The sequence below is a fragment of the Embleya sp. NPDC005971 genome, from assembly GCF_040629175.1.
Taxonomy (GTDB): Bacteria; Actinomycetota; Actinomycetes; order Streptomycetales; family Streptomycetaceae; genus Embleya.
This window is the reverse complement of record NZ_JBEXUX010000001.1, coordinates 258,841-285,446: the sequence shown is the minus strand read 5'-3', so window position 1 is coordinate 285,446 and position 26,606 is coordinate 258,841. Positions and strand designations below refer to the sequence as shown.

Sequence of the window (26,606 nt, the reverse complement as noted above, 5' to 3'; positions counted from 1 at the left end):
CCGCCGAATTCCGACGCGTGCGCGGCACGTTCCTCCCATGGTCGGCCTGCCACCCGGCATGACTGGCCGCGCCGATTCCGAGAACAGGATCATCGCTGGCCACTTCGGCCCGTACCTGACGCGGATCGATATGCAGATCGTCTGCGCTGTCGACATGCATCTCCGGGCTACCCACCACGATCATGCCGTCGACCGCCATCAAGCAGGCCGCCGCCGCGCCCCCTGGCGCGCGCCACCTACTTCGCCGCAACCGCGCAAGCCGCCGGTTCGGGCGCAGCGGACACGAGGGCCGCCTTCAGCTCGCCCAAAGGCCGCAAGCGATCGTCCGACCGATCAAGCACCCGCACCGGCGCGGCGTCCACCTCCGCCCGAGAGCCCCGCCCAGGCTCACACCCCCATTGCAACGCCCGCCCACCCGGAAACGCATAATTAACCGAGTTCCGCGGATCAGCAAAATAATAACGCATCTTCGTGAACCGCAAAGCCCGCTCCCCTCTTTCATTATAAAGATCACACCATGATAGGGAGTCGGGGTTCGTCACGAAGCTCTCCTGACTCCACCCCGCCACATTCCCAATCCCAAGTTCCGCCGCACCCACCGGAAGACACCCACCCGTGGCCGGCAGCGCTGTCCGGCGAACCGGACCGGCGGAAATATCCAAAGCGGGTATCCGCTCCGTACAGCCCACCGCCTCCATCGCCCGATTCGCCAACCGGGTCAGCATCGCAGCCAGTTCGGCTCGTGTGTCGGCCGTTGACGCGTTCTTGGTCCGAGCCACTCCGAGCCTGGCAAACCGCGGGATGTCCCGCAGATCACTCGGCGTCTTTTCGCATTTCGGCATCAGAACCCACGCCTCGTTGTCGGTCACCGCTCCGCTGAGACCGGACCCGAGGGGCGTCGCACCGTCCTGATAGGTCGACCAGATCTTGCCGTCCGTCTCACTCGTCGGCCCCGACATCGTGAAGTCCAACCGAGCACGATCGGCAACCGGCGTTTCGATGAAACGGGAGGCCGGCAGACTTGCCGCACCCCGCGCCACAGGCACGGAAACCTCGCAGGTGAAGCTTCCCGAGAAGGTCTGCGAAACGGGCCGGACGGTCTCCATCGTCCGAATGTCCCCGTGGCTGCCCTTCGCCGACCCACTCACGAAACGCACGGCCTCCTTGCCGGCCAACGCACCCGAGCACACTTTCGACGGCGCCGCATACTCCTCGGATTGCCACGGGAGCTGCTCGTTCGTTGCGAGAACGATCCCGCCGACAACCACCGAACATCCGACGACCGCGAGGGCAACGGTCCTGCGTCTCCCGAATACACCGGCCATGAACACACGCTTTCAATTGTCGAAGGGAATTGTCGGGCCACCTCGTGGCCGCATCACGCGCCAAGAAGATCGTGAGCCCTTTTTCCGCCCACCCCGTAGCCGCCTTGCGAGTCGTTGATCCACCCTCTGAGGGTCTCGCCGAAACCGGGTGCGTCCCGCTCCGGACTGTTGGATCCCCAACTCCTCAATGCCCGGTCCAACCGATCCGCGTTGTCCCGACGCAACTCTTCCACGTCGAGTGCCGTCTTCTCGGCGATATCGGCACTCCGATCCGCATACCACCCGTCGGTGAAAAGGCTGACCCCACGCTGGCCGAGGTCCCCCAGAAATGCGTACTGAGGCGGCAGTGCGACCCCCGCCAGCGCGTTGACGCCGCCGCCCACCCCGTGGTACCAGTACTTGCTTTCCCAGTTCTTCGCGCTGTCCTGATCGCCGGCTCGGTCCTTGATTTCCTGGGCGCGAATCTCGTCCATGGCCCCGAGCGCTTCGGAGCCGTCGACAATCTCGTTCCTGATCCGCTGATGGTCCCCCGGCGGAACGGCGGACACGGTGGCCGCGGTGTATTCCAGCTCGTGATTGTAAAGCGATCTGAAGGCGGCCGGATCCTGAGCCGTCCCCTTGATTGCCCGAACCAGATCACCGGTATCGAAAAAGGGCTGTGTCCCATCCTGCCGAGCCAGGCTGCGATGGGTTTCCTCCACATATTCCGAAAGAATATTCGCGACGCTGTCGCTCATACTTCCCGGCACCGCACCACCCAGCTTCGAATGACCACCGAGGTAGGTGACCGACTCCTGCGCGATGCGTCGCATCACATCGTCGTGCGGCAACATCGGAGAGTCCGGCAGCCCCACACCGCCCGTCGGGATTCGGCCGGTCGTGGCGGCCTGTAGCGCGTTCCCCAAGGCGTCGAAACTCGTCGGCTCACCGCCGCCGCCGACATGGTCCGGGATCGGGTCGCGGCCCTTGAACAGGTAGTCGAGTCGGGCCGGGCCGCCGTCACCGAAGAAGCCCTTCGCCGCTTCGGGGTTCCAACTCATCGCGGTCAGTACGCCGGTCACCGGGTCGTAGCCGCTGCCGGGGCGGGAGAGGTCCAGGCCGAAGCGGGGCGGCGGGATGAGGGTCGTGCTCCAGATCGACGGCTTGCCGGCGGCCTTTTCGAACGCGATCACCTCGTCGGCGGTCTGCCGAAGGAAGCCGGTGTCGTACGTGCCATGGCTCAGCAGCGTGCCCAGCAACTGGTAGCCGTAGACCGTGGCCCGGCCCGGGTAGGCGTCACCGTCGCCGACCCGGACGAACCGGCGGCCCGCCTCCGTCATCGAGGCCATCCACGCCGGGTCCTTGGCCAGGCGCGGACTGGCCGCGGCCAGCGAATTGCCCAGGTCGGTCTGGAGTTGTTTCAGGTCCGCGAGCCTGGGGTCGTTCCTGTCTCCGGCGGCTATCCGCGCGTTCATCTGGGCGATCAGGCCGGTGGCGTCGTAGAGACCCGTCGGCTTCATGCTCCGGGTCAGCGCCTCGGCGAAGTTCGGGTTGCCCGAGTTCGCCTGCATGATGTTGCGCAACAGGTCCAGATCACCCGCGTCCAGTGAGGACAGGCGGGTGAACAGGTCGGACGCACGCTTGGCATCGGCCTCGGCGCCACCGCCGAGCGCGTCGGGCGAGTCGAAGGTGCTCGCGTCCTTGCCCCGCGTGGCCCGCAAGGCCACCGCTCCCCGCTCGTCGGCGTCGCCCGCTCGACGCAGCAGGTCGGTGATCCGACGACCGATCTCCTCGGCGTGCGAGCGCTGTTCCGCGGTGTAACGATCACCGGCCTCCTTGCTCACCTCCTGCCCGGGAGCGACCTGCATCGGCGGCCAGTTGACCGAGCCGTCCGCCGCGATCACCAGCTTCTTGGCCGCCGCCTCCGCCTCGATGCTCCGCAACTCCTCACGCAGCTTGCGAAGATCACCGTTGACGTCACTGAGCACCGAGGCGACCGCCCGACTTTCCAGCGTGGCGTTCTCCAACTGCTTGTGCACCGTGTCGATGCGCAGGCCGGCGAACGTGGCGGAGAGTCCCAGCCATGTGCCGCTCTTGATCGGCCCCGACAACTCGGTTCCCAGGCGGAGTTCGACGCCCTGCATCTGTCCGGCCAGGGTGTCCCAGTACGCCACGGCCGCCGACAGGCCGTCGAGGTTGGCCTGTCGAAACTGTGCGAGGTTCATCGCTTCTCCTCAGGAGCCGAACAGGTTGGTGTTGACGTGCTCCGTGTGCCGGTACCGGTCGGCATTGGCGCGCAGGGCTTCCGCCGCCAGGGTGAACTGGGCCGCGGCGGAGGCTGCCTGCAAAGGCCAGTCGTGGGCCAACTCGCGTAGCGCCGCCTGCATCGTGAAACCCTCCAACCCGCCGGCTGCCGTTTGCGCGGTGGCGTCGGCGTCCCGGTTGATCTTGAGGATCTCGCCCTGGAAACCGTCGGCCGTGCCGGCCAGGCGGGTCAATGCGTCCGCTTCCACATACGTCCGGCCGGGCACGTCGAACGAGCCGCCGGGATCCTGGATCGGCGGAACACCCGGAGGCGGGTTCGGTGGGCCGGCCGCGGGCTGCCGGGAACCGGGCGGTGCCACGGGCGGGTCGCTCTTCGGCGACTGATCGGGAAAGGCGATACGACTCAGGTTGGTATCGGGTATGCCCTCTGACACGTTTCCCCCAGCTGCTCTGGCGAGATCCTCGACGAAGCCTCACCGGCCTCGCCGAAACGACGACTCGTCGACGCGCCGTCGCGGTGACCGACCTGCCCGCCGAACGGTTGCGTCGGTGTGCGGTGATGCGTCAGCCGGACGCGCGGCGCCTGCGGGCGTCGCGGATGACGGTGGCGGTGCAGGTGACGACGATGGTGAGGCCGATGGCCAGGAACAGGACGACCGAGGCTTGGCGGCGGTCGCGGTCGGCGCGGGTGGGGCCGTGGGCCAGCGGGGCGACGTTGACGAGTTCGGTGCTGCGGTCGACCTGGGGGTCCGGGACCGGGGCGAACGCGGGGACCACCGTGGAGTTGAGGGCCCGCAGCGGGTCGACCACCCCCCAGCCGACGCCGACCGTGTGGCCCGGGGCGCCGCGCTGCGCGGTCTGTTCGATCAGCGTGATCACCTGGGCCGCGGTGTAGTTCGGGTGTGCCGAGCGGATCAGCGCCGCGACCGCGGCCACGTACGGGGTCGCGAAGGAGGTGCCGTCACCGCGGCAGTGGCCGCCCTTGGGCACCGTCGACCACATGTCCACGCCGGGGGCCAACACGCCCACGTACGGCTTGTTCTGCGAGAACGGCGCCCGCTCGTTGTTGCGGTCGGAGGCGCCGACGCCCAGGACGCCGGGATACTTCGCCGGCCACGAGTCGAGGTTGTCCTTGTCGCCGGAGTTGCCCGCGGCGGCGACCACGACCACCTGCTTGGCGATCGCGCGCTGCACCGCGTCGCGCAGCTTGACGCCCGGCTCCTGGCCGCCCACGGTGTCCTGCGAAATGTTGATCACCGTGGCGCCGCCCGCCACCGCGTAGTCGATCGCCGCGGCCAGGCTGTCCTCGTTGCCCTTCGTCGCGTCGTCGCCGCCGTTCTGCCGGATCGGCAACAACATCGCCTCCGGCGCCAGACCCACGAAGCCGGTGTCGATCGCCGGGGTCAGTCGGCTGCCCGGGCGGGCCGCGATGATGCCCGCGGCCATCGTGCCGTGGCCGTTGGTGTCGTCGGTGCCGTTGGCCTTGTCGTTGAAGAAGTCCTTGCCGGGCACGATCGCCGGACCCAACTGCGGGTTGTCGTCGTCGATCCCGCTGTCGATCACCGCGACCGTGACGCCCTTGCCGGTGGACTTCTGCCACAGCTCGTCGAGCAGGACGCGTTGCAGCGACCACGGCTTGCCGGGCATCGGCTTGGACGGATATTGGCAATCACTGCCCGCGAGCAGGCCGGTGTCCGCCGGCCCTGCACCGACCACCGCCGACCCCGCCGGCAGCAGCAGGCCAAACGCGAGAAGAGGTGCCGCCCACCGTCGCCGCACGGGTCGCATCGGTTCGTTCGCCTTCCGGATCACCACCGGGCCGGGCCCGGACTCCCGGGCCGGCCAGGTCTGTCGTGTAGGTGTCCCGGCCCCCGTGAGACCGATGACGGACGCGGGAGGAGGCGGGCACCGGCCCGCCTCCTCTCACCGCGTCACAACGATGGCACCGGCCGCCGACCCGGCGACTGCCCCCGGGCCGATACCGCTGTCGCCGATACCGAAACCACGTCGGTGGCGCTGTCGAACGAGCGCCACCACGCCGGGACGGATCGCCGGTGCCCCCGGAATTCCCGGTGTCAGTGCCACATCTTGGCGTTGGACGCCTCGGTCTGGCGGTACGCGTCGGCCGCACGCATCAGGCCGTCGGCGATGCCGTTGAGCGCGTCCTGCAGACCCTGCGCGTTCTGGTCCCAGCTCGCCTGCTGCACGAGGTAACCCTCGCGAGCGTCACCGGACCACGACTCGGTGACCGGCGCGATGTCCCGCTTCAGGCCCGACTGCATGTCGGCGAGACGAGCGTTGAGGGCACGAATATCGGCTGCGGCCTGTTCGAGCGCAGCAAAAGTGACAACTACCTGCGACATGCTTTCTCCCCAGTGTCGGATGACCGGCTTGCGACCGGGGCATCGCCCCGAGCAGTACGAGAGCGAGTACGACCGCCTGCGACCGAGAGGCGAACCTCGGTCAGAACATCAACTTCGAGATGTTGCCGGACACGGTCGTCTCGGTCTGGTCGTACGAGTTGGCGTTGTGGCCCATGGCCCCGGAAATGGCATCAAGAGCGCGCTTGACGCCGAGCGCCTTCTGCACGGCCTGCTCCTGCAGCGGGTCGAACTGGGTCCGGGCAGCGCCCTGCCACTGACCCTCGATCGCGTCGACCTTGCGGTTCATCTCCTGGATGGCCGCTTCGAGGTCGGTCGCCACGCCCTGAACCTTCTTCGACAACTCCGCCAACATCTGCGGAGTGATCTTGAACGCTTCACCTGCCATGTTTCACCATCCCCCATGAGACAGACGTGCGCGAGGGAAGGCTCGTGTCACCCGTGTCGGGTGCCCCCGCACCAACGTCACCGTTGCGACGTCGTGGGAACTCTAACCGCAACCCGGGACGCCACCCAAGCGACGCCCTACGCATGGTTACGGAACCTTGACCCGGTCGATACCACTGCGGCCTTGTGCAATGTGCCGGTCTGCACTGGTGCCTTCCGGTGTCTCGGGGTCGAAAGTCGTCACCACTCACGACCCACCCGACGCTACCCCAACTCCCGCACCCCGGCTCAGGAACCCTGTGGCTTCTTCGCATCGGCCGTACTCAATTGCGGGCCCCGCGAGACCAGTTCGGACCACGCCCGGGGCAACGCCCGCACTTCCACGCCCTTGTAGCCCAGGCGCTGCTTCGCTTCGCTCTCCTGGTTCGAACCGGCCGGCGCGCCGCCGGCCTGCGCCTCCTCGGGCACCCGGTAGCGCAGCCCGGAGTCGGCCACCAGGTAGGTCGGACCACCCTCGTCGGGCGTGCCGGTCACCTCGCGATACAGCGCCCCCGCACCGGGCTTGACCCACACGCCGCCCATGCCGTCGACCAGTTGCTCCGGCGGCCGGATCCCGGCGGACTGGCTGGTCACCGGCTGATTGCCGCGCCACTCGCCGGAGAACGTGTTGCACACCACGTTGCGCGGCAACTCCAGGTCGTTGCGCTCCACCCGGTTCATCGGCGTCGGCGGGATCTCCGGCCAGCCCTTGTCCGCGGCGAACGTGCGGTCCTGCACCACAGCGCCGCCGAGCGTGCCGATGTTGACCGGGAACGCGACGGGCTGGATGTTCCCGTACGCCTCCCGCGCCCGGGGGTTCGTGGTCAACAGCACGGCGGTCAGCTCGCTGACCGGCATCACGCCCTCCTTGGTGACCACGTAGTTCTGCCGCTGGGCACTGCCCTCGGCGCGCAGCACGATGCCGACCTTGTTGTACTGCCGATCCAGCGGCAGTTGGGTCGCCTTGCCGTAGTCGGCCGGCATCGGGTGGTCGATGGTGCCGCCGTCGATCAGCGTCGCCAGCCACGCGTCGCCGACCGATTGCGCGGGTATCCCGATCAGGTTCAGCGCGACGATCACCGTCGGCGCGTCCACCCGGTAGCGCTTGCCCTGGTAGACCAGGTACTTGTGCTGGGTCCGGTCCTGGACGAACAGCGCCTCGCCCTGCCGCAGCCCCCCGTCCGCCGCGGACGCGCCGATGAACACGCTGCGCTGCGGCTCGCCGGCCGGGTCGGGCCTGCCGTCCTTGCCGACGGCCGGCCGCTCGCACACGGTCCAGGACTTGCGCTCCTTGACCTCCTTGGCCGTGGGCAGCCGGTCCGGCGCGTTCGGAATGCCCAGCGGCGCACCGTGACTCACGCTGTTGAGCTGCTTCTCCGGGACCATGTTGACCTTGAACTTGCCCGGGTCGAGCAGCAGTCGCCCGGAGGCGATGTTGAGCACCGGGTGCAGCTTGCCGTCGAGGAAGACGTACCGGCTCGCCGAGTCGCGGCCCACGATCAGGCTGCTCTTGTCCTTCCAACCCGGCGGCGTCCCGGGCTTGATCAGCCCGACCACCCCGAACCCGACCAGCACCAGCATCGCGACCACGATGCTCGGCGTGACCATGCGCATCGGTTTGGGCGCGTTCTCCTCGGTGCCACCACCCGGCGCCGGTTGCAGGAACGCCGCCACCATGCGGCGGCGCGCGAAGATGTACGCCTCAAGTTGCTCGCGGCGCGATGCCATCGTTCTCCCCGTGATCGACCGTGCGCTCCGGCTGAAGGTTCTATCACCGACGCGGCCACAGGGTCGCGGGCAAACCCCCGGGCCCGTACCGTACGGTGTGCCGCACCCGCCGTGACAGCCGGGCGACGGCATACGGGGACAAGTCGTGAGCATGGGGGATCTACAAACGTGGCCGCACCCGCGCCGGTAGGGACGCATCGGCAGACCCGCCCACCCACACCCGACGGGACGTCACCACCACCGCCGCAGCGTGCCGTGCTGCGCGTGCACCCGCGCGCCGGCCGGATCGGCGGCGTCCTGGTCCAGCAGATCGTGTTGATCCAACTCGGAGTACTGCTGGTCGCGATCGGACTGGCCACCAATCCGGCGGTGTTGATCGGCCTGGGCGCCCTCGCGGTCCTGCTCGTGGCGCCCGCCCTGGTGCGGCTGCGCGGGCGCTGGCTCGTGCAGTGGTTGCCGATCGTGTTCGACTTCCGCCGCCGGCACCGGATGCCGGCCGTCCCGGACGACGCGGATCCGGTCCTGGTCCCGGTGCTGGAGTGCGCACCGCAGCTGGCGACGAGTTCGGTCACCGACCGCGACCGCCGCTCGATCGGCCTGATCGGCGACGGCACCTTCCTCACCGCCGTGCTGTTGGTCACCTCGCGCGACGAACCGCTGCGCCCCACCCGGGCGCAACGACCGCTGCCACTGCCCACGATCGTGAGCACGCTCGACGTCGACGACGTGACGCTGGCCTCGGTCCAGGTGGTCCAGCACACCCAGCCCGCGCCGGCCACCCACCTGCCCGAGGAGGCGCTGGCCACCCGGTCGTATCGCCAACTCGTCGAGCAGGGGCTGCACGACGTGCCGGCGCTGCGGCTGACCTGGATCGCGCTGCGCTTCGAGCCCGAGCTGTGTGCCGGAGCGGTCGCCGCCCGCGGTGGCGGCGAGGAGGGGGCCCAGCGGGCGTTGCTGCGCGCGGTCAACCAACTCGCCGGCAACCTGACCGGTGCGGGCTTCGACGCCCGTGCCCTGGAGGAAGCCGAGCTGATCCAGGCGCTGGCCACCTCGTGCAGCGTGAACCGCACCACCCGCCAGTACGGGCGCGGCGGCCGGCGCACCACCGAGTCCAAGCGGGCCTGGCGCTGCGACGACCGGTGGCACACCACCTACTGGGCCAACCGCTGGCCGCAACTGACCCAGGGCCGCACCTCCGACCTGGTGGGCGCGCTGACCGCGACACCGGCAATCGCCACCACCTTCGCGTTGACCGCCACGCACGGCGTGGGCGGCACCACCGCGCTCACCACACACGTCCGGATCGCCGCCCGCTCGGGCAGCGAACTCGCGGACGTGACAAGGCAGTTGGAACGCCGGGCCCGAGCCGAGAAGATCGGCCTGACCCGACTCGACTGGGAGCAGCAACCGGCCCTGCTGGCCACCCTGCCGCTCGGTGGCCTGTCGTGACGAACCGGCACAGGTGCCTACGTACGGGGAGGATCGACCAGTGAGCACCACCAACACCGGCCGGGGCCGACGCCGGGCCCCGAACGGGCGTGGCAACAACCGCAACCCGAACCCGCCGCCCGCCCCCACGCCGAACCCGACCCCCGGTTCGGGCACTCCCGTGCCGCCGCCCTCGCGGCGCAAGGGCCTGGCCCGACTGGTCGGGCCCCGGCACGAACGGCACCTGCTGACCGCCGCCCAGTTGCCCGCCCTGGGTCTGCCGGTGGGCGACGACGGCGTGGTGATCGGGGTCGACCCCGAGCGCAATCCGGCGGTGCTCGGCCTGTTCCGGCCCGAGGCGTTGGACGTCGCGTTCGTCGGCGGTGCCTACGTGGTGCAGATCATCGCGCTGCGGGCGGCGGCGATCGGCGCGCGGGTCGCGATCGAGTCCGGTCGTCCGCAGTTGTGGTCCGCGATGGCCCAGGCCGCGGGCGGCGCCCAGCCGTGCGTGACGGTGCATCAGGTGGGCCGGCTCGGCCCGCAGGGCCCCACCGCCGGCAGCCCGGTCCTGGTCATCCGCGACTGCGGCGCCCGCCCGCCGCGCAATCGGCTCGCGCCGGCGGCGTGGCAGACCACGCTGACCCTGCTGCCGTTCCTGGACCCGGCGCAGGCCCGGCAGCGGATCGGCGTGGGCGCGGGCCTGGTCGGCATCCAGCGGGTCTCCCCGATCGAGGCGCAGGCCGCCTCGTCGGTGTTGTCCCTGCCCGGCGAGGACGAGGCCGCGCTGCCCACCCTCGCCGACGAACTGACCCTGTGGAGTACCAGGAAGGCCCGGAAGTACGTATTGCTGACGCCCACTCAGGCCGAGGTCGGCCTGCTCGGCCCGCCGCGGCGGATGGACTGACCGAGCGCGGTCGCGACACCGGCTCCGCGCGAACAGGCGGACGGACCGGCGACGGTTGCCGACACCGCTGACTACGCTGTGAGACTCGTGTAGGGGGCAGCCTCGACTCCGGTCGAGGTACGGCGGACGGCGCGGCGCCGTGTGATCCGAGCCGAGCCGCCTCCGGACGATCGGAAGGACCACACCGTGAGCAGCGAGCAGGACGGCGCACCCATCGAGCCGGGGACCGACGAGGAAGAGGAGTGGTCGGGACCCGACTTCACCATGCCCTCGTGGTACACGCACCAGGACGGCGGCGCGCCCGCGCCACCACCGTCCGGAGTGGGCGCGCCCGCACCCCCTCGGCAGGGTGCCCAGGTGCCGGCGGCGCCCCGCTACGGCAGCGACGACGCGACGCTGGTGCCTCCCGCGCGGACGCCCGAGCCGCCCGCACCGCTGCCGTACGGGACCGGGCCCGGCCCGGGTGGGCCGACCGGCGCCGCCCCGGGTCCGTACGGCTCCGGCCCGGGAGAGCCCGGCCGGGCGTCGGTGCCGCCGGCCCGCCCGGCGCAGGCCCCGCCCGGTTACGGCACGCCGCCGGCCGAGCCGCCCGCGACGCACCGACCCGCGGCCGAGCCCTACGGGGTCGATCACGCCGCATCGCGCCCGGGCGACGCGCAGTCTCCGTACGACCCCGGGCAGCCGGGTACCGCGCCCGACGGCGCGCCGAGCGGATTCGGCCCGCCCCCGGGTGACCCGACCACCGTGGTACCGCCGCAGTTCACCCCGCCGGAGCCCTCGGCGCCGCTGCCGTACGGCACGCCGTCGGCCGAACAGCCCCCCGCCGGCCCGCCGGCCGCCGCGGACCCGGCGTTCACCCCCGGCGAGCCGACCGTGGTCGCGCCGCCTTCCGTCGATCAGGGCCGCCCCACCGACGACCCGGCCGGTCCGCCGCCGTTCACGCCGGGCGAGCCGACGATGGTCGTGCCGCCCTCGTTCGAGCCGAACCGGGGGACGGACGCCGAGCCGCCCTTCACCCCGGGCGAGCCGACCATGGTCGTGCCGCCCTCGTTCGACCAGGGTCGCCCCGCCGCCGATCCACGCGAGGTCGGCGAACCGACCACGCCGACCGCCGAGTCGGACCACCGCGGCCCGGATCACGCCGAGCAGGCCGAGCAGACCCCGCCCGCCTCCCGGCCGCACGACGCCGCGCCCGCCGAGCAGCCGCCGCACGACGCCGGCCCCGGGCCCGACTCCGAGCCCGCCGCGCCCACCGACCGGGCCGACGCGCCCCAGGACGCGCCGTTCGACCCGCACGACGTGCCCACCACCCCCGCCGGCGGCACCCCGATCCCCGGCCTGTCCGCCGCCGGACCGGCCCCCGAGGCACCCGGTACCCCGCCCGTCGAGGCGGCCGGCGGCCCCGCGCCACAGCAGCGGCCCGCCCCCGAGCCGCCGGGGTACGACCAGTACGCGCCGGCCGCCGACGCACCACCGACGCCCGTGCCGTACGACCCCACCCACCACCCGACCGGCGACCCGTCCGGCCCGCCCGAGATCCGCACCGCCGAGCCGCAGCCCGCCGCGCAGGCCCCCTCGGCCGCCGCCCCGCAGCCGGCCGACGACCGGCCGTACCCGCCTCCGGGCCAGGCCCCCGCGGACCGGCAACCGCCGCCCCCCGTCGGCCAACCGCCGTACGGACAGCAGCCCGCGCCGCCGCAGCCCGGCCAACCGCCGTACCAGGGCGGCCCACCCCCGGGCCCGGACCGGCAGCAACCGCAGCCCTACCCCGGCCAGGCCCAGGGCGCCCCGCTGCCCGACCCGGCCACTCGGCTGATGGCGCCGATCACCGACGACATGGCCCCGCCGCCCGGCGTCCCGCAGCAGGCGCCGCCCCCCGGCCCCGGCCAATACCCCATGCCGACCGGCGCCCCGCCGCGCCCGACGACCCCGCCGCAGGGCTCGCCCATGCCGCCCCCGGGCTGGTCCGGCACGGCCCCCGCGCACGGCGAGGCCTGGGGCACCGGCGCCCCGCCGCCGGCCGGAGCACCACTGCCGCCGCCCAGCGGCGAGCCGCTCGCGCCTCCGCAGCAGCAGTCGCCCGCGCCGCCCCCGCAGGACGAACGCTCGTGGATGCGGCGCGCGTTCGGCGGCAACAACGCCCCCGCCGGCCCGCCCGAGCAGCAGGGCGGCCAACCGCCGTACGCCCAGGCGCCCGGCCCGTACCAGCAGGCCCCGGACCCGTACCGGCCGGGCACCCCGCCGCACGGCGCCCCCGGCCCGCAGGCCCCCGCGCCCTACCCGCAGCCCGACCCCAACCAGGCGCACCACCCGTACGCCCAGGCCCCGCCCGCCGACGGCCGCCCGGGCCAGGCGCCGTACGGCCGACCCGGCCCCCAGGGCCAGGAACCGCCGCACGCCCAGGGCGCCCCCTACGGCCGCCCCGAGCAGTACGCCCAGGGCACCCCGCCGCAGGGCGCACCCGCCCCGCAGCACAACCCGTACGGCCAACCGCCCGCCGGCCCCGACCCGCAGTCGCCGTACCAGCCGGGCACGCCCCCCCACGGCGCCCCCGGCCCGCACGCGCAACCGGCCCCGCCCCACCAGGCCCAGGCCCCGCAGCCGGGAGCCCCGCAACACCAGACCCGGCAGCCCGGGCCGCCCACACCGGCCGACCGCGCCCCCGAGCAGCCCAACCCGTACGACCCCGCGCAGCCGTACGCCCCGGGCACCCCGCCCCAGGGCAGCCAACAACCGCAGTCCTGGTCCCCCGACGGCGGCGGCGCCCCCGCCCGAACCGTCGGCGGCGCGCCGCTCGGCTACACCGCCGCCGTCGAGCTGACCAGCGACCGACTGCTGCGCAAGCAACCGCAACCGCGCCGGCAGACCCCGCGCTTCCGGCTCGGCGGCAAGTCCGCCGACGCGCGCCGGGCCGAACGCCTGGAGCGGATCCGCACGCCCGTCCTGGGCTGCTACCGGATCGCGGTGATCAGCCTCAAGGGCGGCGTGGGCAAGACCACGACGACCACCGCGCTCGGCTCGACGCTCGCCACCGAGCGGCAGGACCGGGTGATCGCGATCGACGCCAACCCGGACGCCGGCACGCTCGGTCGCCGGGTCCGCCGGGAGACCGGCGCGACCATCCGCGACCTGGTCAACTCGATGGCCCACGTGCACAGTTACATGGACATCCGGCGGTTCACCTCACAGTCCTCCAGCGGCCTGGAGATCCTGGCCAACGACGTGGACCCGGCGGTGTCGACGACGTTCAACGACGAGGACTACCGCTCGGTGATCGATCTGCTGGGCAAGCAGTACCCGATCATCCTGACCGACTCGGGCACCGGACTGCTCTACAGCGCGATGCGCGGTGTGCTCGACCTGGCCCACCAGTTGATCGTGATCAGCACGCCCAGCGTGGACGGCGCGACCAGCGCCAGCACCACGCTCGACTGGCTGGTCGCGCACGGCTACGCCGACCTGGTCGCGAACAGCATCACGGTGATCTCGGGTGTCCGCGAGACCGGCAAGATGGTCAAGACCGAGGACATCGTGGCCCACTTCGAGACCCGCTGCCGTGCGGTCGTGGTCGTCCCGTTCGACGAACACCTGTCGGCGGGCGCGGAGTTGGACCTGGACATGATGCGGCCCAAGACCCGCGAGGCGTACTTCGAGCTGGCCGCGCTGGTCGCCGAGGACTTCCACCGCACCCAGCCGCCGGCCGACCAGCAGCAGTGGCAGCCCCAGTACCAGCAACCACAGCAGCAACCACCGCTACAACAGCCCTACTACGGCCAACCGCAGCAGGCCCAGCCATACCCGCAACAGCAGCCGTACCCCCAGCAGCAGCCGCCGCAGCACCAGCCACAACAGCACCCCCACCAACAGCCCCACCCACAACAACCGCAGCCCCAGCAGCCGTACTACCAGCAGCCCCCACCCGGCGACTGGCAACCACCGCGACAGGGCTGACACGCCGAAGGGCCGCCCCGGAGATTCCGGGGCGGCCCTTGGCACATCCGTCGCGAAGCGAAGGCGGCGCGGCGACCGGGCCGCGCGGCGCCGGTTCAGCCCGTCGGGCCCAGGTCCGCCGCGTCGATCAGCTCACGCGCGCGCTTGACGTCGCGGGCCATGTGTTCCAGCAGGTCGTCGATCGAGTCGAAGCGCTCGGTCCCGCGCAGGTACTCCAGGAAGTCCACCGCGACGTGCATCCCGTACAGGTCGAGGTCGGTCCGGTCCAGCGCGTACGCCTCGACCCGCCGCTCGGTGCCGTCGAAGGTCGGGTTGGTACCGATCGAGATCGCCGCGGGCAAGCGCTCGCCCTCGATCACCAGCCAGCCCGCGTACACCCCGTCGGCCGGGATCGCCGTGTACGGGAGCACCTCCAGGTTGGCCGTCGGGTAGCCGAGTTCGCGGCCGCGCTGATCGCCGCGCACCACCACGCCCTCGACCCGATGCGGGCGACCGAGCAGCTCGGCCGCACCCGCGACGTCGCCCTCGGCGACCCGGGCCCGGACCACGGTGGACGAGAAGGTCACCTCGCCGGAGACGAACAGCTCCGGCTCGACGACGGTGAAGTCGTTCGCCACGCCCAACTCCTCCAAGAGCGCGACGTTGCCCGTCGCCTTGTGGCCGAATCGGAAATTGCGCCCCTCGACCACGACGGCCGCGTGCAGCGTGTCCAGCAGGACCTGCCGCACGAAGTCGACCGCGCTCTGCCGAGAGAATTCGAGCGTGAACGGGAGCACCAGCACCGCGTCCACACCCAGGTCCGCCATGAGCTGCGCGCGCCGGTGGTGCGGCGTGAGCAGCGGGGGGTGACTGCCCGGTCGGACCACCTCGCTGGGGTGCGGGTCGAACATGACCACGACCACCGGCAGCCCGCGCTCGTGACCGATCGCGACCGCCCGGCCGATCGTCCGTTGGTGTCCGCGATGCACACCGTCATAGGACCCGATCGTGACGACGGAGCGTCCCCAATCGCTGGGGACGTCCTCCAAGCCCCGCCAACGCTGCACCGTAACCGCTCCTCGTTCTTCGTGACGTGTCGCGGGTCCAGCTTCCCACGCAGGCGCCGTCGCTCGGTCCCACCCCCGCCGTGGCGACCGTCACCCCGGGCCCGGCGGTGCCGTGCCCGGCCTCGGCCGCGAACGTCTCAGCCCACGAACACCGCGAGCGGTCGGGCCACGCCCTCCCGGTTCTCCACCAGCGCGAGGAAGGTGCCGTCGGGGCCGAACACACCCACCGGCCCCTCCCGGTCGTCGGCCGGCAGCCGGCCGCCGTGCGAGACGGCGCGCGCCTGGTCCTCGGTCACCTCGCGGCGCGGAAAGGCCGCCGTGGCCGCGTCGGCGATCGGCAGCACGCCGAAGGACTCCTCCAGTTCCGCCAACGTGTGCGCCCGATCGATCGAGTACGGCCCCACCCGGGTGCGGCGCAGTGCGGTCAGATGGCCGCCGACCCCGAGCCCGGCGCCCAGGTCGCGGGCCAGCGCCCGGATGTAGGTGCCGGACGAGCAGGTCACCCGCACGTCCAGGTCGAGCGTCTCGCCCTCGCGCCGGGTGGCGAGCACCTCGAACGCGGACACCGTGACCGGGCGGGCGGCGAGTTCGAACTCCTCGCCGTCGCGCACCCGCGAGTACGAACGTTTGCCGTCGATCTTGATCGCCGACACCTTCGAGGGCACCTGCAGGATCGGGCCGGTCAGCTCGGCCACGCCCGCCGCGATCGAGGCGTCGTCCACGTGCGCGGCCGAGGTGGTCGAGGTGACCTCGCCCTCGGCGTCGTCGGTGACCGTGTTCTGCCCGAGCCGGATGGTGCCGGTGTACTCCTTCTCGGTGAGCGCGAGGTGGCCGAGCAGGCGGGTGGCCTTCTCGATGCCGATCACCAACACGCCGGTGGCCATCGGGTCCAGCGTGCCCGCGTGGCCCACCCGGCGGGTACCGGCGATCCGGCGCAGCCGGCCCACCACGTCGTGCGAGGTGAGTCCGGCCGGCTTGTCCACGATCACCAGACCGTCGGGCGGCGGGGGTCCTGCGTTGCGGCGCTTCACGCGTCGTCTCCCGGGGTTGCGTGCGCCGGAGCGACCGGCAGTAGTGCGTCGGCCAGGAGGTCCCGGAATCGGGCCACCACCTCGGCCGGTGGGTCGTATGCGGTGAAGCCGGCCGCGAACGCGTGCCCGCCGCCGCCGAAGGCCGCGCAGACGCGGCCCAGGTCCACCGCGCCCTTGGAGCGCGCCGAGGCGCGCAGCGCGCCGTCGTCGTCCTCCTTGAGCACCAGCGCGACCTCGGCCTCGCCGCTCTTGCGCACCACGTCGATCACGCCCTCGATCTCGTCCAGACGGATCCCGTGCGCGGCACGTTCGGCGCGGGTGATCACGGTGGACACCAGGCCCAGACCGCCCGCCGCGTCGGCGTCCAGTCGGGCGGCGGCCAGGGCGGTGGCGAGCACCTTGAGATAGCCGAACCGGCAGGTGTCCCAGATGGCCCGCTGGATCAGGTCGTGTCGTATCCCGGTGGCCATCAGCCGAGCCGCGAAGGTGTGCGTCTCGGGGGTGGTCCCCACGTACTTGAACGAGCCGGTGTCGGTGACCAGGCCGGTGTACAGCGCGGTCGCGATGTCGGCGGTCAGCGTCGCGCCGAGCCGGGTGATCAGCTCGTCGGCGAGCACCGCGGTCGCGGGCGCCTCGACGTCGATCAGGTGATGCGTGCCGAAGCGGGTGTTGGAGGCGTGGTGGTCGACCACCAAAAGCGTGCCGGCCGCCTTGGCCTTGGCCTCCAGCAGGCCCAGCCGCGCCGAGCCCGCCGCGTCGAAGACGGCGACCAGCTCCGGTTCCTCGGGCACCTCGGCGTGCGCCACGAGCAGGTCCTGACCGGGCAGGAACTCCAGCGAGGACGGCACCACCAGGGGATCGTCGCCGTAGGAGACCCGGACGGTGCGGCCCAACTCGCGCAGCGCCAGCCCGACGGCGAGCGCCGAACCCAGCGCGTCGCCGTCGGGGCTGACGTGTGCCAGCAGGGTGATGTCGCCGGCCGTCAGGAGCAGGCGGACCGCCTCGTCCCACTCGGCCGCACCCGGCGCGGTCGGCGGCACCGTCCGCGCGTCGAAGTCGCCGGTCCGCGACTTCCCTCCCGCGGTCGGGCCGGGCTCCCGGTCCGCCGCCACGCCTGGTGTCAAGGTCGGTCGCCCTCCTGTGTTTCCGCCTTGGGCTCCGCCTCCGACTCGTCGTCGGAGTCGCCCACGGCCGGGGTCCGATAGGGGTCCGCGTCACCGGCATAGCCGGCGCCCGCGGCGGTTGAGCGTACCGCCGCATCGGCCTGCTGTGCCCGGGCGAGGAGATCGTCGATGAGTTTGGCGTTGTCCGGAAGGGCGTCGGCGATGAACGTCAACGACGGGGTGTGACGCACGCCGGTCTGGCGGCCCACCTCGCTGCGGAGCACGCCCTTGGCGCTCTCCAGCGCGGCGGCGGTCGCCGCCCGTTCGGTCTCGTCGCCGTAGACCGTGTAGAACACGGTCGCCTCACGGAGGTCACCGGTCACTCGTGCGGCGGTGATCGTCACGAACCCCAGACGAGGGTCCTTGATCCGGCGCTCCAAGGTCTCCGCGACCACAACCTGGATACGGTCCGCGAGTTTGCGCGCCCGCGCGGTGTCGGCCACTGATCCTCCTGCGATTGCTCGGCATTTCGGCGGGATCCCCGCGCCCGGGATCACCGGACGCGGGGGCCGCTCTCGTTGCTTGTTCCGTTCGACTGCCCGCCCGACCGCTCGTTCGACGGCGGTCCGACGATCGTCAGTCGTCCTCCCCGTACACCCTGCGGCGTGCGGAGAGCAGTTCCAATTCGGGCCGGCCGGCGACCAGCCGTTCACAGTTGTCCAACACCTCGGCGCATCGCTCGACGCTCGCGGAGACCACCGCGATGCCGATCACGCTGCGCCGATGCAAATCCTGATGCTCCACCTCGGCGGCGGCAACGGCATTCTTGCGCTGAAGGTCCGCCAGGATGGGGCGGATCAAAGATCGTTTTTCCTTCAACGAGTGCACATCGCCGAACAGCACATCGAGGCTGATGGTTCCCACAAACATAGGCGACGGGCCTGGCCGGCCCGGGAGGCCTCGGGTCGGGGCCGCTGAGGCCACCGACGAAAGAACCGGGCACACACGTCGCGGCCCGGGATACCACTGGTCACGCTGATCACTCGTATCGCCGGCCCACGTACTGCCGGTGTGCCACCGCTCATCCTGCGACACGCCGGATCCGCCCGGTGGGTACCGGGCGGATCCGTCGCATCGATCAGCGGTTCGATCGGTTCGACCTACCGGGTCAGCCTCGCGGCTTCTCCCGCATCTCGAACGTCTCGATGGTGTCCTCGACCTTGATGTCGTTGAACGAACCGAGGTTGATACCGCACTCGAAGCCCTCGCGGACCTCGGTGACGTCGTCCTTCTCGCGGCGCAGGCCCTCGACGTTGAGGTTGTCGGCGACGACGGCCCCCTGCCGGATGATCCGCGCCTTGGTGTTGCGCTTGATCGTCCCGCCGGTGACCATGCAGCCCGCGATGTTGCCGAGCTTGGAGGAGCGGAACACCGCGCGGATCTGCGCCGTGCCGAGCTGGACCTCTTCGTACTCGGGCTTGAGCATGCCCTTGAGCGCGGCTTCGATCTCCTCGATGGCCTGGTAGATCACCGAGTAGAAGCGAATGTCGACGCCCTCGCGGTCCGCCATCGTCCGCGCCCGGCCCTCCGGCCGGACGTTGAAGCCGATGATGATCGCGTCCGAGGCCATCGCCAGGTTGACGTTGGACTCGGTGATCGCACCGACGCCGCGGTCGATGATCCGCAGCTCGACCTCTTCGCCGACATCCAGGTTGAGCAGCGCGTCTTCCAACGCCTCCACCGAACCGGAGCCGTCACCCTTGAGGATGAGGTTGAGCTGCTGCATCTCGCCGGCCTTGAGGGCCTTGTCCAGGTCCTCGAGCGAGACGCGCTTCGAACGGCGGGCCAGGGTCGCGTTGCGCTCCCGGGCCGCCCGCTTCTCGGCGATCTGACGCGCGGTGCGCTCTTCCTCGACCACGAGGAAGTTGTCACCGGCACCCGGCACCGAGGTCAGACCCAGCACCATGACCGGACGGGACGGCGTGGCCTCGGTGAGGTTGTTGCCGTTCTCGTCGATCATCGCGCGGACCCGGCCGTACGCCTCGCCGACCACGATCGCGTCGCCGATGTGCAGCGTGCCGCGCTGGACCAGGACGGTCGCGACGGGGCCGCGGCCCTTGTCGAGGTGACCCTCGATCGCGATGCCCTGGGCTTCCTGGTGCGGGTTGGCGGTGAGCTCGAGAGCCGCGTCCGCGGTCAGCACGACCGCTTCCAGCAGCTCGTCGATGCCCAGGCCCTGCTTCGCCGAGATGTCGACGAACATCGTGTCGCCGCCGTACTCCTCGGCCACGAGCCCGTATTCGGTGAGCTGGCCACGAACCTTGGTCGGGTCCGCGCCTTCCTTGTCGATCTTGTTGACCGCGACGACGATCGGCACGCCGGCCGCCTGCGCGTGGTTGAGCGCCTCGATCGTCTGCGGCTTCACGCCGTCGTCCGCCGCGACCACGAGGATCGCGATGTCCGTCGACTTGGCACCGCGGGCACGCATGGCGGTGAACGCCTCGTGACCGGGGGTGTCGATCAGGGTGATCTTGCGGTCGACCTCGTTGACCGTGGTCGCGACCTGGTAGGCACCGATGTGCTGGGTGATGCCACCGGCCTCGCCCGCGATCACGTTCGTCTTGCGGATCGCGTCGAGCAGGCGGGTCTTGCCGTGGTCGACGTGACCCATGACGGTGACCACCGGCGGACGGGCCTCGAGGTCTTCCTCGTCGCCCTCGTCCTCGCCCCATTCGAGGTCGAAGGACTCGAGCAGCTCGCGGTCCTCCTCCTCCGGGGAGACGATCTGGATCACGAAGTCGAGCTCGGCCCCGAGGGTCTGCAGCTCGTCGTCGCTCACCGACTGGGTCGCGGTCAGCAGCGAGCCCAGGTTGAACATGATCTGGACCAGTGCCGCGGGGTTCGCGTTGATCTTCTCCGCGAAGTCGGTGAGCGAGGCACCGCGCGACATCCGGACGACGCGTCCGTTGCCGCGAGGAGCCATCACGCCACCGGCGGACGGAGCCTGCATGTTGTCGAACTCTTGACGACGCTGACGCTTCGACTTGCGCGCGCGGCCCGGACGCCCACCGGGACGACCGAACGCACCCTGCGTGCCGCCGCGACCACCGGGGCCACCACGACCGCCGCCGCCGGGACGACCGGCGAAGCCGCCGCCGCCACCGGGACGACCCGGAGCGCCGCCGCCACCACCGGGACGGGGACCGCCGAAGCCGCCACCGCCGCCGCCGGGACGACCGCCACCGCCGCCGGCACCCGCCGGACGACCGCCGCCGCCACCGGGACCGCCGGGACGACCGGGCGCACCGCCGGGACGACCGGGACCACCCGGGCCACGAGCGGGCGCCGGACGGTTGGGCATCATGCCCGGGTTGGGACGCGGGCCGCCGGGGCCTGCGCTACCACCGGGACGGGGACCCGCGGGACCACCCGAACCACCCGGACGCGGGCCACCGGCCGCAGGACCCTGCGGACGCGGCGGCATGCCACCGGGGGTGGGTCGACCGGCGCCGCCGGCGGCCTGCGGCCGCGGCATGCCGGTGCTGCCCGAGGTGAAGGGGTTGTTGCCCGGACGCGGGCCGGCGGGACGGGTGCCACCCGGACGGGGTGCACCACCCTGACCGGGACCCGACGGACGCGCGCCACCGGCGGACGGAGCGCCACCGGTACGCGGACCGGAGGGACGCTCGCCACGCTCGGGACGATCGCCGCGCTCGGGACGGCCACCGGGGCCGCCCTGGCCGGCACCGGCCGGACGCGGGCCCGGACGGTTGCCCGCACCGGGACCCGAGGAGGCCGCCGCCGGACGGTCCGAACGCGGACCGCGCTCGGCCGGACCGCGGTCGCTCTGGCCACGCTCGGCCGGACCACGCTCGGCGGGACGCGCTGCCGGGCGCGGGCCCGGAGCCGGCGCACCGGCCGGACGCGGACCCGACTGGGCCGCGGGACGCTCCGCCTGACGCGGGGCGGCCGGAGCCGCCTCGGCGGCCGGGGCGGCTGGCACCACGGGCGGGGCGGTGCTGCCCTGGGGGGCCGGGCGCGGCGCCGGGCGCGGGCCCGGAGTCGGCGCACCCGCCGGGCGCGGGCCCGGAGCGGGGGCAGGACGCGCGGCGCCCTGCGCTGAACCTGGGGTGGCACCCTGCGGCGCGCCCGAGGGGGCGGGACGCTGGGGCCGGCGGGAGGGCCCGCCTTCCGTCTTGAGTGCTTCCGTCAGTTTGCGAACAACCGGCGCCTCGATCGTCGAGGACGCCGAACGAACGAACTCACCGAGTTCTTGGAGCTTGGCCATGACGACCTTGCTCTCGACTCCGAACTCCTTGGCGAGTTCGTATACCCGGACCTTTGCCACGTCGCTCCTTCTGGTCCGGGGTTGGTCGTCCGCCGGACCGTCACTACCGCATGTCTGTACTCATCGCGTACTCATCGAGTGCTCATCGCAATCTCGACCTACTTCCGACTCGCGAGGTACTGCTTCGCTGGACCTGTCCGACCGACCTCTGACAACCCATCACCGCTCAAAAAAGCACGCAGTGGTGCCGAGTCCAGCGGCCCCGGCACGCGCAAAGCCCGAACGAACGCCTTGCGACGTTCCGCCTGGGCCAGGCACTCCGGGTCGGGATGCAGATGCGCGCCCCGCCCGGGCTTTCGGCCGCGGGGGTCGGGGACACAACTGCCCTCCACCGCCACGACCCGCAATAGGTCGGCCTTGGCCGCACGCTGCCGACAACCTACGCATGTCCGGACCGGAAAGGCAGTGATTTCCTGCTTTTCCGACCGTGTACGAGGGCATGCTCGGCCACGCCTGCGACCAGACATGTTCAAGTCTACCGCTCCTCACCGCGACCTGGTTCGGCCGACCGTCCCCGGTCGTCCGAATCACCGGTCTCGGTGTCCGGCCGGATGTCGATGCGCCATCCGGTCAATCGCGCGGCAAGTCGGGCATTCTGCCCCTCCTTGCCGATCGCCAGCGAGAGCTGGTAGTCGGGCACCGTCACCCGGGCGGAACGCGCGGCGAGATCGACGATCTCCACCTTGCTCACCCGCGCCGGCGACAGCGCGTTGGCCACCATCCGCGCGGGGTCGTCCGACCAGTCGACGATGTCGATCTTCTCGCCGTTCAACTCGGCCATGACGGCACGCACGCGTGCCCCCATCGGCCCGATGCACGCGCCCTTGGGGTTGAGCCCGGCCCGCGTGGAGTAGACGGCGATCTTGGAGCGGTGGCCGGCCTCGCGGGCGATCGCGGCGATCTCGACGCTGCCGTCGGCGATCTCCGGGACCTCCAGCGCGAACAACTTCCGCACCAGGTTGGGGTGGGTGCGCGAGAGCGTGATGGACGGCCCCTTGGGCCCACGCCGCACCTGTACGACATAGCAACGCAGGCGCATGCCGTGCGCGTACCGCTCGCCCGGTACCTGCTCCTGGGGCGGCAGGATCGCCTCGATGCGACCCAGGTCCACCAGGACGTTGCGGTTGTCCTTGCCCTGCTGGACCACGCCCGCGACGATCTCGCCCTCACGGCCGGCGAACTCGCCGAACGTGATCTCCTCCTCGGCGTCGCGCAGCCGCTGCAGGATCACCTGCTTGGCGGTGGTCGCCGCGATCCGGCCGAAGTCGTCCGGGGTGTCGTCGAACTCGCGAACGCGCTGCCCGGCCTCGTCGGTCTCGGTCGCCCACACGGTGACGTGACCGGTGGAGCGGTCCAGTTCCACCCGCGCCTTGGGCAGGCTGCCCTCGGTGCGGTGGTAGGCGATCAACAGGGCCGATTCGATGGCCTCGACCAGGAGGTCGAACTTGATCTCTTTTTCGCGCTCAAGCCCGCGCAGGGCGCTCATGTCGATGTCCACGTCCTACGCCTCCTCGTCCTTGGTGTCGTCGTTGTCGGGGTCGATGTCCTCGACCTCGTCGTCCTCGTCGTCCTCGGCGTCGACCGCCGGGTCCGCGCTCTTGCGGTTGAACTCGACCTGCACGACCGCCTTGGCGATCTCGGCGTAGCCCAGCCGGCGCGGTTTGCCCTCGACGTCCAGATCCACGCCCTCGGCATCGCTCGCGCCGATCCGGCCGGTCACGGCGTCGCCGTCGTGCAACTGGACCTGGACCAGCCGATCCGCCGCGCGGCGCCAGTGGCGCTCCAGCGTCAGCGGACGGTCCACGCCCGGGGTGGTGACTTCCAACTGATAGGGCAGGCTGCCCAGTACGTCGCTCGGGTCCAGCACGTCCGAGACGGCCCGGCTGACCTCGGCGACCTTGTCCAGATCCACGCCGCCGTCGGCGGCGACCATCACGCGCAGCACCCGGCGCTTGCCGGCGGGGGTGAGGGAGAGATCCTCCAGATCCACGCCCACCGTCGATACCACCGGCTCCAGCAACTCCCGCAGCCGGTCCAACGTGGTGGTGCTCATCCGGGTGACTCCTCGGCTGCGTGTGCTGTTGTCTCAGGTGCGTCGACCGCCGGGGCGGGTCGTGGAAGGACAACAGTATCCGGTCCGGAGCCCATCTCGCGCACGTCCGCCCGGCGTACGCCGGATGTCCACCGGGGTCCGCACGACCGCGGATGCGATAGCGTCCGACACGGCCGGAGGCCGGCAACGGACATCACGGACGAGGGTCAGGAGCGGGACGCATGCGCGACGCGGGGCCGACGCGACGGGCCGTCCTGGGCGCCGTGGCCGCAGCGACGATCGCCGCCGGCGTCGTGGGTTGCGACGACGGCGGCGGGGGTTCGGGCCAGGGACGACGCAAGGCGGACGACGCGGCGCGGCAGCGGGCCCACGCGGCGACCGGGGCACTGCTCGCGCGCTACGACGCGGTCGCCGCGCGACACGCCACGCTGGCCGAACACATCCGGCCGCTCTCGGTCGAGCTGCGCCAGCACCTGACCGTCTTCGCGAAGGGCGCGGCGCACTCCGCGCCGCCCGCCGGCAACGCGCCGGAGGACGCCGCCGCGGCGGGCACCGCGATCGCCGACTGGGCCCGGCAGGCGTCCGACGAGCGGCTGAGCGGACTGGACGCGGTCTCCCCCGAACTGGCCCGCACCCTGGCCGCCACCGCCGCGTGCCTGGCCGGACACGCCCAATTGCTTCGGAGCACATCGTGAGCACGCCGCGGCCGACCCCGTCCGGGTCCGCCACCCCCGAGGTCAAGGCGCTGCGCGACGCGCTGGACGCGGAGCACGCGGCCGTCTACGGCTACGGCGTGGCCGGCGGCCGATTGACCGGTACCGAGCGCACCCAGGCCCGCAGCGCGCTGGACGCGCACCGGGCCCGCCGGGACACCATCGCGCGGCTGATCGGCGATCGGGGCGCGGTCGCGCAACCGGCGGCGGCCGCGTACACGATCCCGTTCACGGTGGCCACGCCCGCCGACGCGACCCGGCTCGCGATCCACCTGGAGGACGCGGTCGCCCTGCATCTGGGCGAGTTGGTGGCCGCGAGCGGGGCGCCGTTGCGCAACGAGGCGGCGGGCTGGTTGCGCGAGAGCGCCGTGTGGGCGGTGCGGTGGCGGGGCGCGAGCACCGCGTTCCCGGGGTTGCCCGCGCCGAGCGACCCGGCGGCACCGGCGGCCGGGAGCCGCACGTGAACGATCCGGTCGAGGTCCCGGAGCGGTTGACCCGGACCGCGCTGCGCTGGTGCGGCGAGGAGGTGGCCCGCCCCTGGCTGGCGGGGCTGCCGGAGGCGGTCGCCGAATACGCGCGGCGCTGGGAACTGACCGTGGAACGGGCGATCATTCCCGGCGGCGCACTCAGCCTGACCTTCCTCGTCCGGCGCGCGGACGACACGCCGGCCACCCTCAAGCTCGGCCTGATCGACCGCTACACCGCGCACGAGGCGAGCGCGCTCGCGTTGTGGAACGGCGTCGGGGCGGTTCGCCTGCTCGACGCGGATCCCGAGCGCGGCGCGCTGTTGCTGGAGCGACTCCAGCCGGACGTGTCGCTGCGCTCCCTGGCCGAGGACCGGGCGATGCTGGAGGCCGCCGAGGTGGTGCGCAGGTTGTGGGTGACCCCGCCCGCGGACTGCGCGATCGAACCGGTCGCGGATCGGGCCGAGCACTGGGGCGAATCGATCCCGCGCCGCTACGCGGACCTGGCCGGCCCGTGTCCCCGGGCACTGGTCGACGAGGCGGTGTCGCTGTGCCGCGAGTTGGCCGCGTCGCAGCCGGAGGTGGTGGTCCTGCACACCGACTTCCACCACGGCAACGTGCTGGCCGCCGAGCGGACGAAGTGGCTGGCCATCGACCCGCGCCCGATGCTCGGCGAACGGGCCTTCGACCTGGGCGCGCTGGTCCGGGACCGGATGGCCACGGTGGTCGCCGAGCCGCGTCCGCAGGCGCTGGTGCGGCGGCGGGTGACCTGGCTGGCGAACGCGTTGGACCTGGACGCCGAGCGGGTGCGTGGTTGGGCGTTGGTGCAGGCGCTGGCGCTCGGCCTGTGGTGCGTGTCGGTGGAGGATCCGGCGGGCGAGGACCTGCTGTCCGTCGCGGAGTGGTTGTCCTGATCCGCGCGGTGCGGACGCCTCACGTGAACGGCAGCACCGCGCCCATCACCGCGTAGGGGCGGTCGTTGCCCGGGAACAGGACCGGACGGGCCAGGTCCCGAAATCCCAGACCGCGGTACAACCGGCGGGCCGGCGTGTGTTCGTCGATCGCCGACAGCAGGATGTGCGACCGGTCCTGGCCCCGACACAGCAGGGTGATCAGGGTGCGTCCGATGCCGTGCCCCTGCCAGCGCGGCAACACGTGCAGTTCGCCGACCACGAACGACTCGTCCAGCCAGGCCCGGTATCCGGCCCGGGCCAGGTGCGGTTCGATCACCAGGCTCCACCACTGGTCGGTGAGATTGGGATAGCCGTAGCCGAAGCCGACCAGTCGACCGTCGTCGTCGAACGCGCCCAGGGAACGCACCCCGGCGAAGGTCGCGTGCCGGCGCATTATCCGCTGCCGCACCGCGATCTCGTCGTCGGCGAGACCGAACGCGCCGGCCTGGACGTCGACCGCCTCGTCCGCGTACTCGGCGAGATCGACGACCCGGCACGTCCACTCCAT

23 protein-coding genes are annotated in these 26,606 nt (G+C 71.9%); 6 read left to right on the top strand and 17 right to left on the bottom strand.

What is annotated here, in order from left to right:
• Positions 1-236 precede the first annotated feature (236 nt).
• The 7 genes from ABZ374_RS01235 to eccB form a co-directional block, all read right to left on the bottom strand.
• Positions 237-1,325, bottom strand: a complete 1,089-nt coding sequence (locus ABZ374_RS01235) for a hypothetical protein (protein ID WP_360304777.1) — start codon at positions 1,323-1,325, stop codon at positions 237-239.
• A gap of 53 nt (positions 1,326-1,378) precedes the next feature.
• Positions 1,379-3,529: a DUF6571 family protein gene (locus ABZ374_RS01230; RefSeq protein WP_360304775.1), complete on the bottom strand. Its 2,151-nt coding sequence runs from the start codon at positions 3,527-3,529 to the stop codon at positions 1,379-1,381.
• A 9-nt stretch (positions 3,530-3,538) separates the two neighbouring features.
• Positions 3,539-3,928: a hypothetical protein gene (locus ABZ374_RS01225; RefSeq protein ID WP_360304773.1), complete on the bottom strand. Its 390-nt coding sequence runs from the start codon at positions 3,926-3,928 to the stop codon at positions 3,539-3,541.
• Positions 3,929-4,133: 205 nt separating this feature from the next.
• Positions 4,134-5,285: a type VII secretion-associated serine protease mycosin gene (gene mycP / locus ABZ374_RS01220; protein WP_360304771.1), complete on the bottom strand. Its 1,152-nt coding sequence runs from the start codon at positions 5,283-5,285 to the stop codon at positions 4,134-4,136.
• Between the two features lie 359 nt (positions 5,286-5,644).
• On the bottom strand, positions 5,645-5,932 hold the full coding sequence (locus ABZ374_RS01215) for a WXG100 family type VII secretion target (protein ID WP_355536648.1): 288 nt from the start codon (positions 5,930-5,932) through the stop codon (positions 5,645-5,647).
• 100 nt (positions 5,933-6,032) lie between these two features.
• Positions 6,033-6,338 carry a WXG100 family type VII secretion target gene (locus ABZ374_RS01210; protein WP_360304769.1) on the bottom strand — a complete coding sequence of 102 codons (306 nt, stop codon included), beginning with the start codon at positions 6,336-6,338 and terminating at the stop codon, positions 6,033-6,035.
• A gap of 287 nt (positions 6,339-6,625) precedes the next feature.
• Positions 6,626-8,104: a type VII secretion protein EccB gene (eccB, locus tag ABZ374_RS01205; RefSeq protein ID WP_360304767.1), complete on the bottom strand. Its 1,479-nt coding sequence runs from the start codon at positions 8,102-8,104 to the stop codon at positions 6,626-6,628.
• Positions 8,105-8,272: 168 nt separating this feature from the next.
• Between eccB and eccE the strand changes: the two genes are divergently transcribed.
• The 3 genes from eccE (at position 8,273) to ABZ374_RS01190 (ending at position 14,387) form a co-directional block, all read left to right on the top strand.
• Positions 8,273-9,553 (top strand): type VII secretion protein EccE, encoded by a 1,281-nt coding sequence (gene eccE, locus ABZ374_RS01200; RefSeq protein ID WP_360304765.1) that lies wholly within the window; start codon positions 8,273-8,275, stop codon positions 9,551-9,553.
• Between the two features lie 40 nt (positions 9,554-9,593).
• Positions 9,594-10,436, top strand: a complete 843-nt coding sequence (locus ABZ374_RS01195) for a hypothetical protein (RefSeq protein ID WP_360304763.1) — start codon at positions 9,594-9,596, stop codon at positions 10,434-10,436.
• 186 nt (positions 10,437-10,622) lie between these two features.
• Positions 10,623-14,387, top strand: coding sequence for an AAA family ATPase (locus tag ABZ374_RS01190; RefSeq protein ID WP_360304761.1), 3,765 nt, complete (start codon positions 10,623-10,625; stop codon positions 14,385-14,387).
• A 95-nt stretch (positions 14,388-14,482) separates the two neighbouring features.
• Here ABZ374_RS01190 and ABZ374_RS01185 read toward each other — a convergent pair whose 3' ends face one another.
• The 9 genes from ABZ374_RS01185 to rimP all read right to left on the bottom strand — a co-directional run bounded on the left by ABZ374_RS01185 (position 14,483) and on the right by rimP (position 23,968).
• Complete coding sequence (locus ABZ374_RS01185; RefSeq protein WP_360304759.1) at positions 14,483-15,433, bottom strand: bifunctional riboflavin kinase/FAD synthetase; 951 nt, start codon at positions 15,431-15,433, stop codon at positions 14,483-14,485.
• Between the two features lie 137 nt (positions 15,434-15,570).
• Positions 15,571-16,464: a tRNA pseudouridine(55) synthase TruB gene (gene truB / locus ABZ374_RS01180; protein WP_360304757.1), complete on the bottom strand. Its 894-nt coding sequence runs from the start codon at positions 16,462-16,464 to the stop codon at positions 15,571-15,573.
• A complete protein-coding gene (locus tag ABZ374_RS01175) occupies positions 16,461-17,588 on the bottom strand; it encodes a DHH family phosphoesterase (RefSeq protein WP_360304755.1) in 1,128 nt (375 codons plus the stop codon). Before ABZ374_RS01175 ends, truB begins: the two co-directional genes overlap by 4 nt.
• The gene (gene rbfA / locus ABZ374_RS01170) at positions 17,585-18,070 is read right to left on the bottom strand and encodes a 30S ribosome-binding factor RbfA (RefSeq protein WP_360304753.1); all 486 of its coding nucleotides are present in this window, start codon (positions 18,068-18,070) and stop codon (positions 17,585-17,587) included. Before rbfA ends, ABZ374_RS01175 begins: the two co-directional genes overlap by 4 nt.
• A gap of 133 nt (positions 18,071-18,203) precedes the next feature.
• Complete coding sequence (locus ABZ374_RS01165; RefSeq protein WP_360304751.1) at positions 18,204-18,497, bottom strand: DUF503 domain-containing protein; 294 nt, start codon at positions 18,495-18,497, stop codon at positions 18,204-18,206.
• A 238-nt stretch (positions 18,498-18,735) separates the two neighbouring features.
• Complete coding sequence (infB, locus tag ABZ374_RS01160; RefSeq protein WP_360304749.1) at positions 18,736-21,915, bottom strand: translation initiation factor IF-2; 3,180 nt, start codon at positions 21,913-21,915, stop codon at positions 18,736-18,738.
• 98 nt (positions 21,916-22,013) lie between these two features.
• On the bottom strand, positions 22,014-22,382 hold the full coding sequence (locus ABZ374_RS01155; protein WP_360305451.1) for a YlxR family protein: 369 nt from the start codon (positions 22,380-22,382) through the stop codon (positions 22,014-22,016).
• A gap of 8 nt (positions 22,383-22,390) precedes the next feature.
• Positions 22,391-23,413 carry a transcription termination factor NusA gene (gene nusA, locus ABZ374_RS01150; protein ID WP_360304747.1) on the bottom strand — a complete coding sequence of 341 codons (1,023 nt, stop codon included), beginning with the start codon at positions 23,411-23,413 and terminating at the stop codon, positions 22,391-22,393.
• Positions 23,414-23,416: 3 nt separating this feature from the next.
• Positions 23,417-23,968, bottom strand: coding sequence for a ribosome maturation factor RimP (rimP, locus tag ABZ374_RS01145; RefSeq protein ID WP_360304745.1), 552 nt, complete (start codon positions 23,966-23,968; stop codon positions 23,417-23,419).
• A gap of 221 nt (positions 23,969-24,189) precedes the next feature.
• Between rimP and ABZ374_RS01140 the strand changes: the two genes are divergently transcribed.
• Genes ABZ374_RS01140 through ABZ374_RS01130 form a run of 3 tightly spaced genes read left to right on the top strand, consistent with a single transcriptional unit; the run spans position 24,190 to position 26,059 of the window.
• Positions 24,190-24,663 carry a hypothetical protein gene (locus tag ABZ374_RS01140; protein WP_360304743.1) on the top strand — a complete coding sequence of 158 codons (474 nt, stop codon included), beginning with the start codon at positions 24,190-24,192 and terminating at the stop codon, positions 24,661-24,663.
• A complete protein-coding gene (locus tag ABZ374_RS01135; RefSeq protein WP_360304741.1) occupies positions 24,660-25,145 on the top strand; it encodes a ferritin-like domain-containing protein in 486 nt (161 codons plus the stop codon). The genes ABZ374_RS01140 and ABZ374_RS01135 overlap by 4 nt, the downstream gene beginning before the upstream one ends.
• Positions 25,142-26,059 carry an aminoglycoside phosphotransferase family protein gene (locus ABZ374_RS01130; RefSeq protein ID WP_360304739.1) on the top strand — a complete coding sequence of 306 codons (918 nt, stop codon included), beginning with the start codon at positions 25,142-25,144 and terminating at the stop codon, positions 26,057-26,059. Before ABZ374_RS01135 ends, ABZ374_RS01130 begins: the two co-directional genes overlap by 4 nt.
• A gap of 19 nt (positions 26,060-26,078) precedes the next feature.
• On the opposite strand, the gene ABZ374_RS01125 is transcribed toward ABZ374_RS01130, so the two are convergent.
• Entirely contained in the window at positions 26,079-26,606 is a 528-nt protein-coding gene (locus tag ABZ374_RS01125) for a GNAT family N-acetyltransferase (protein WP_360304737.1), read from the bottom strand.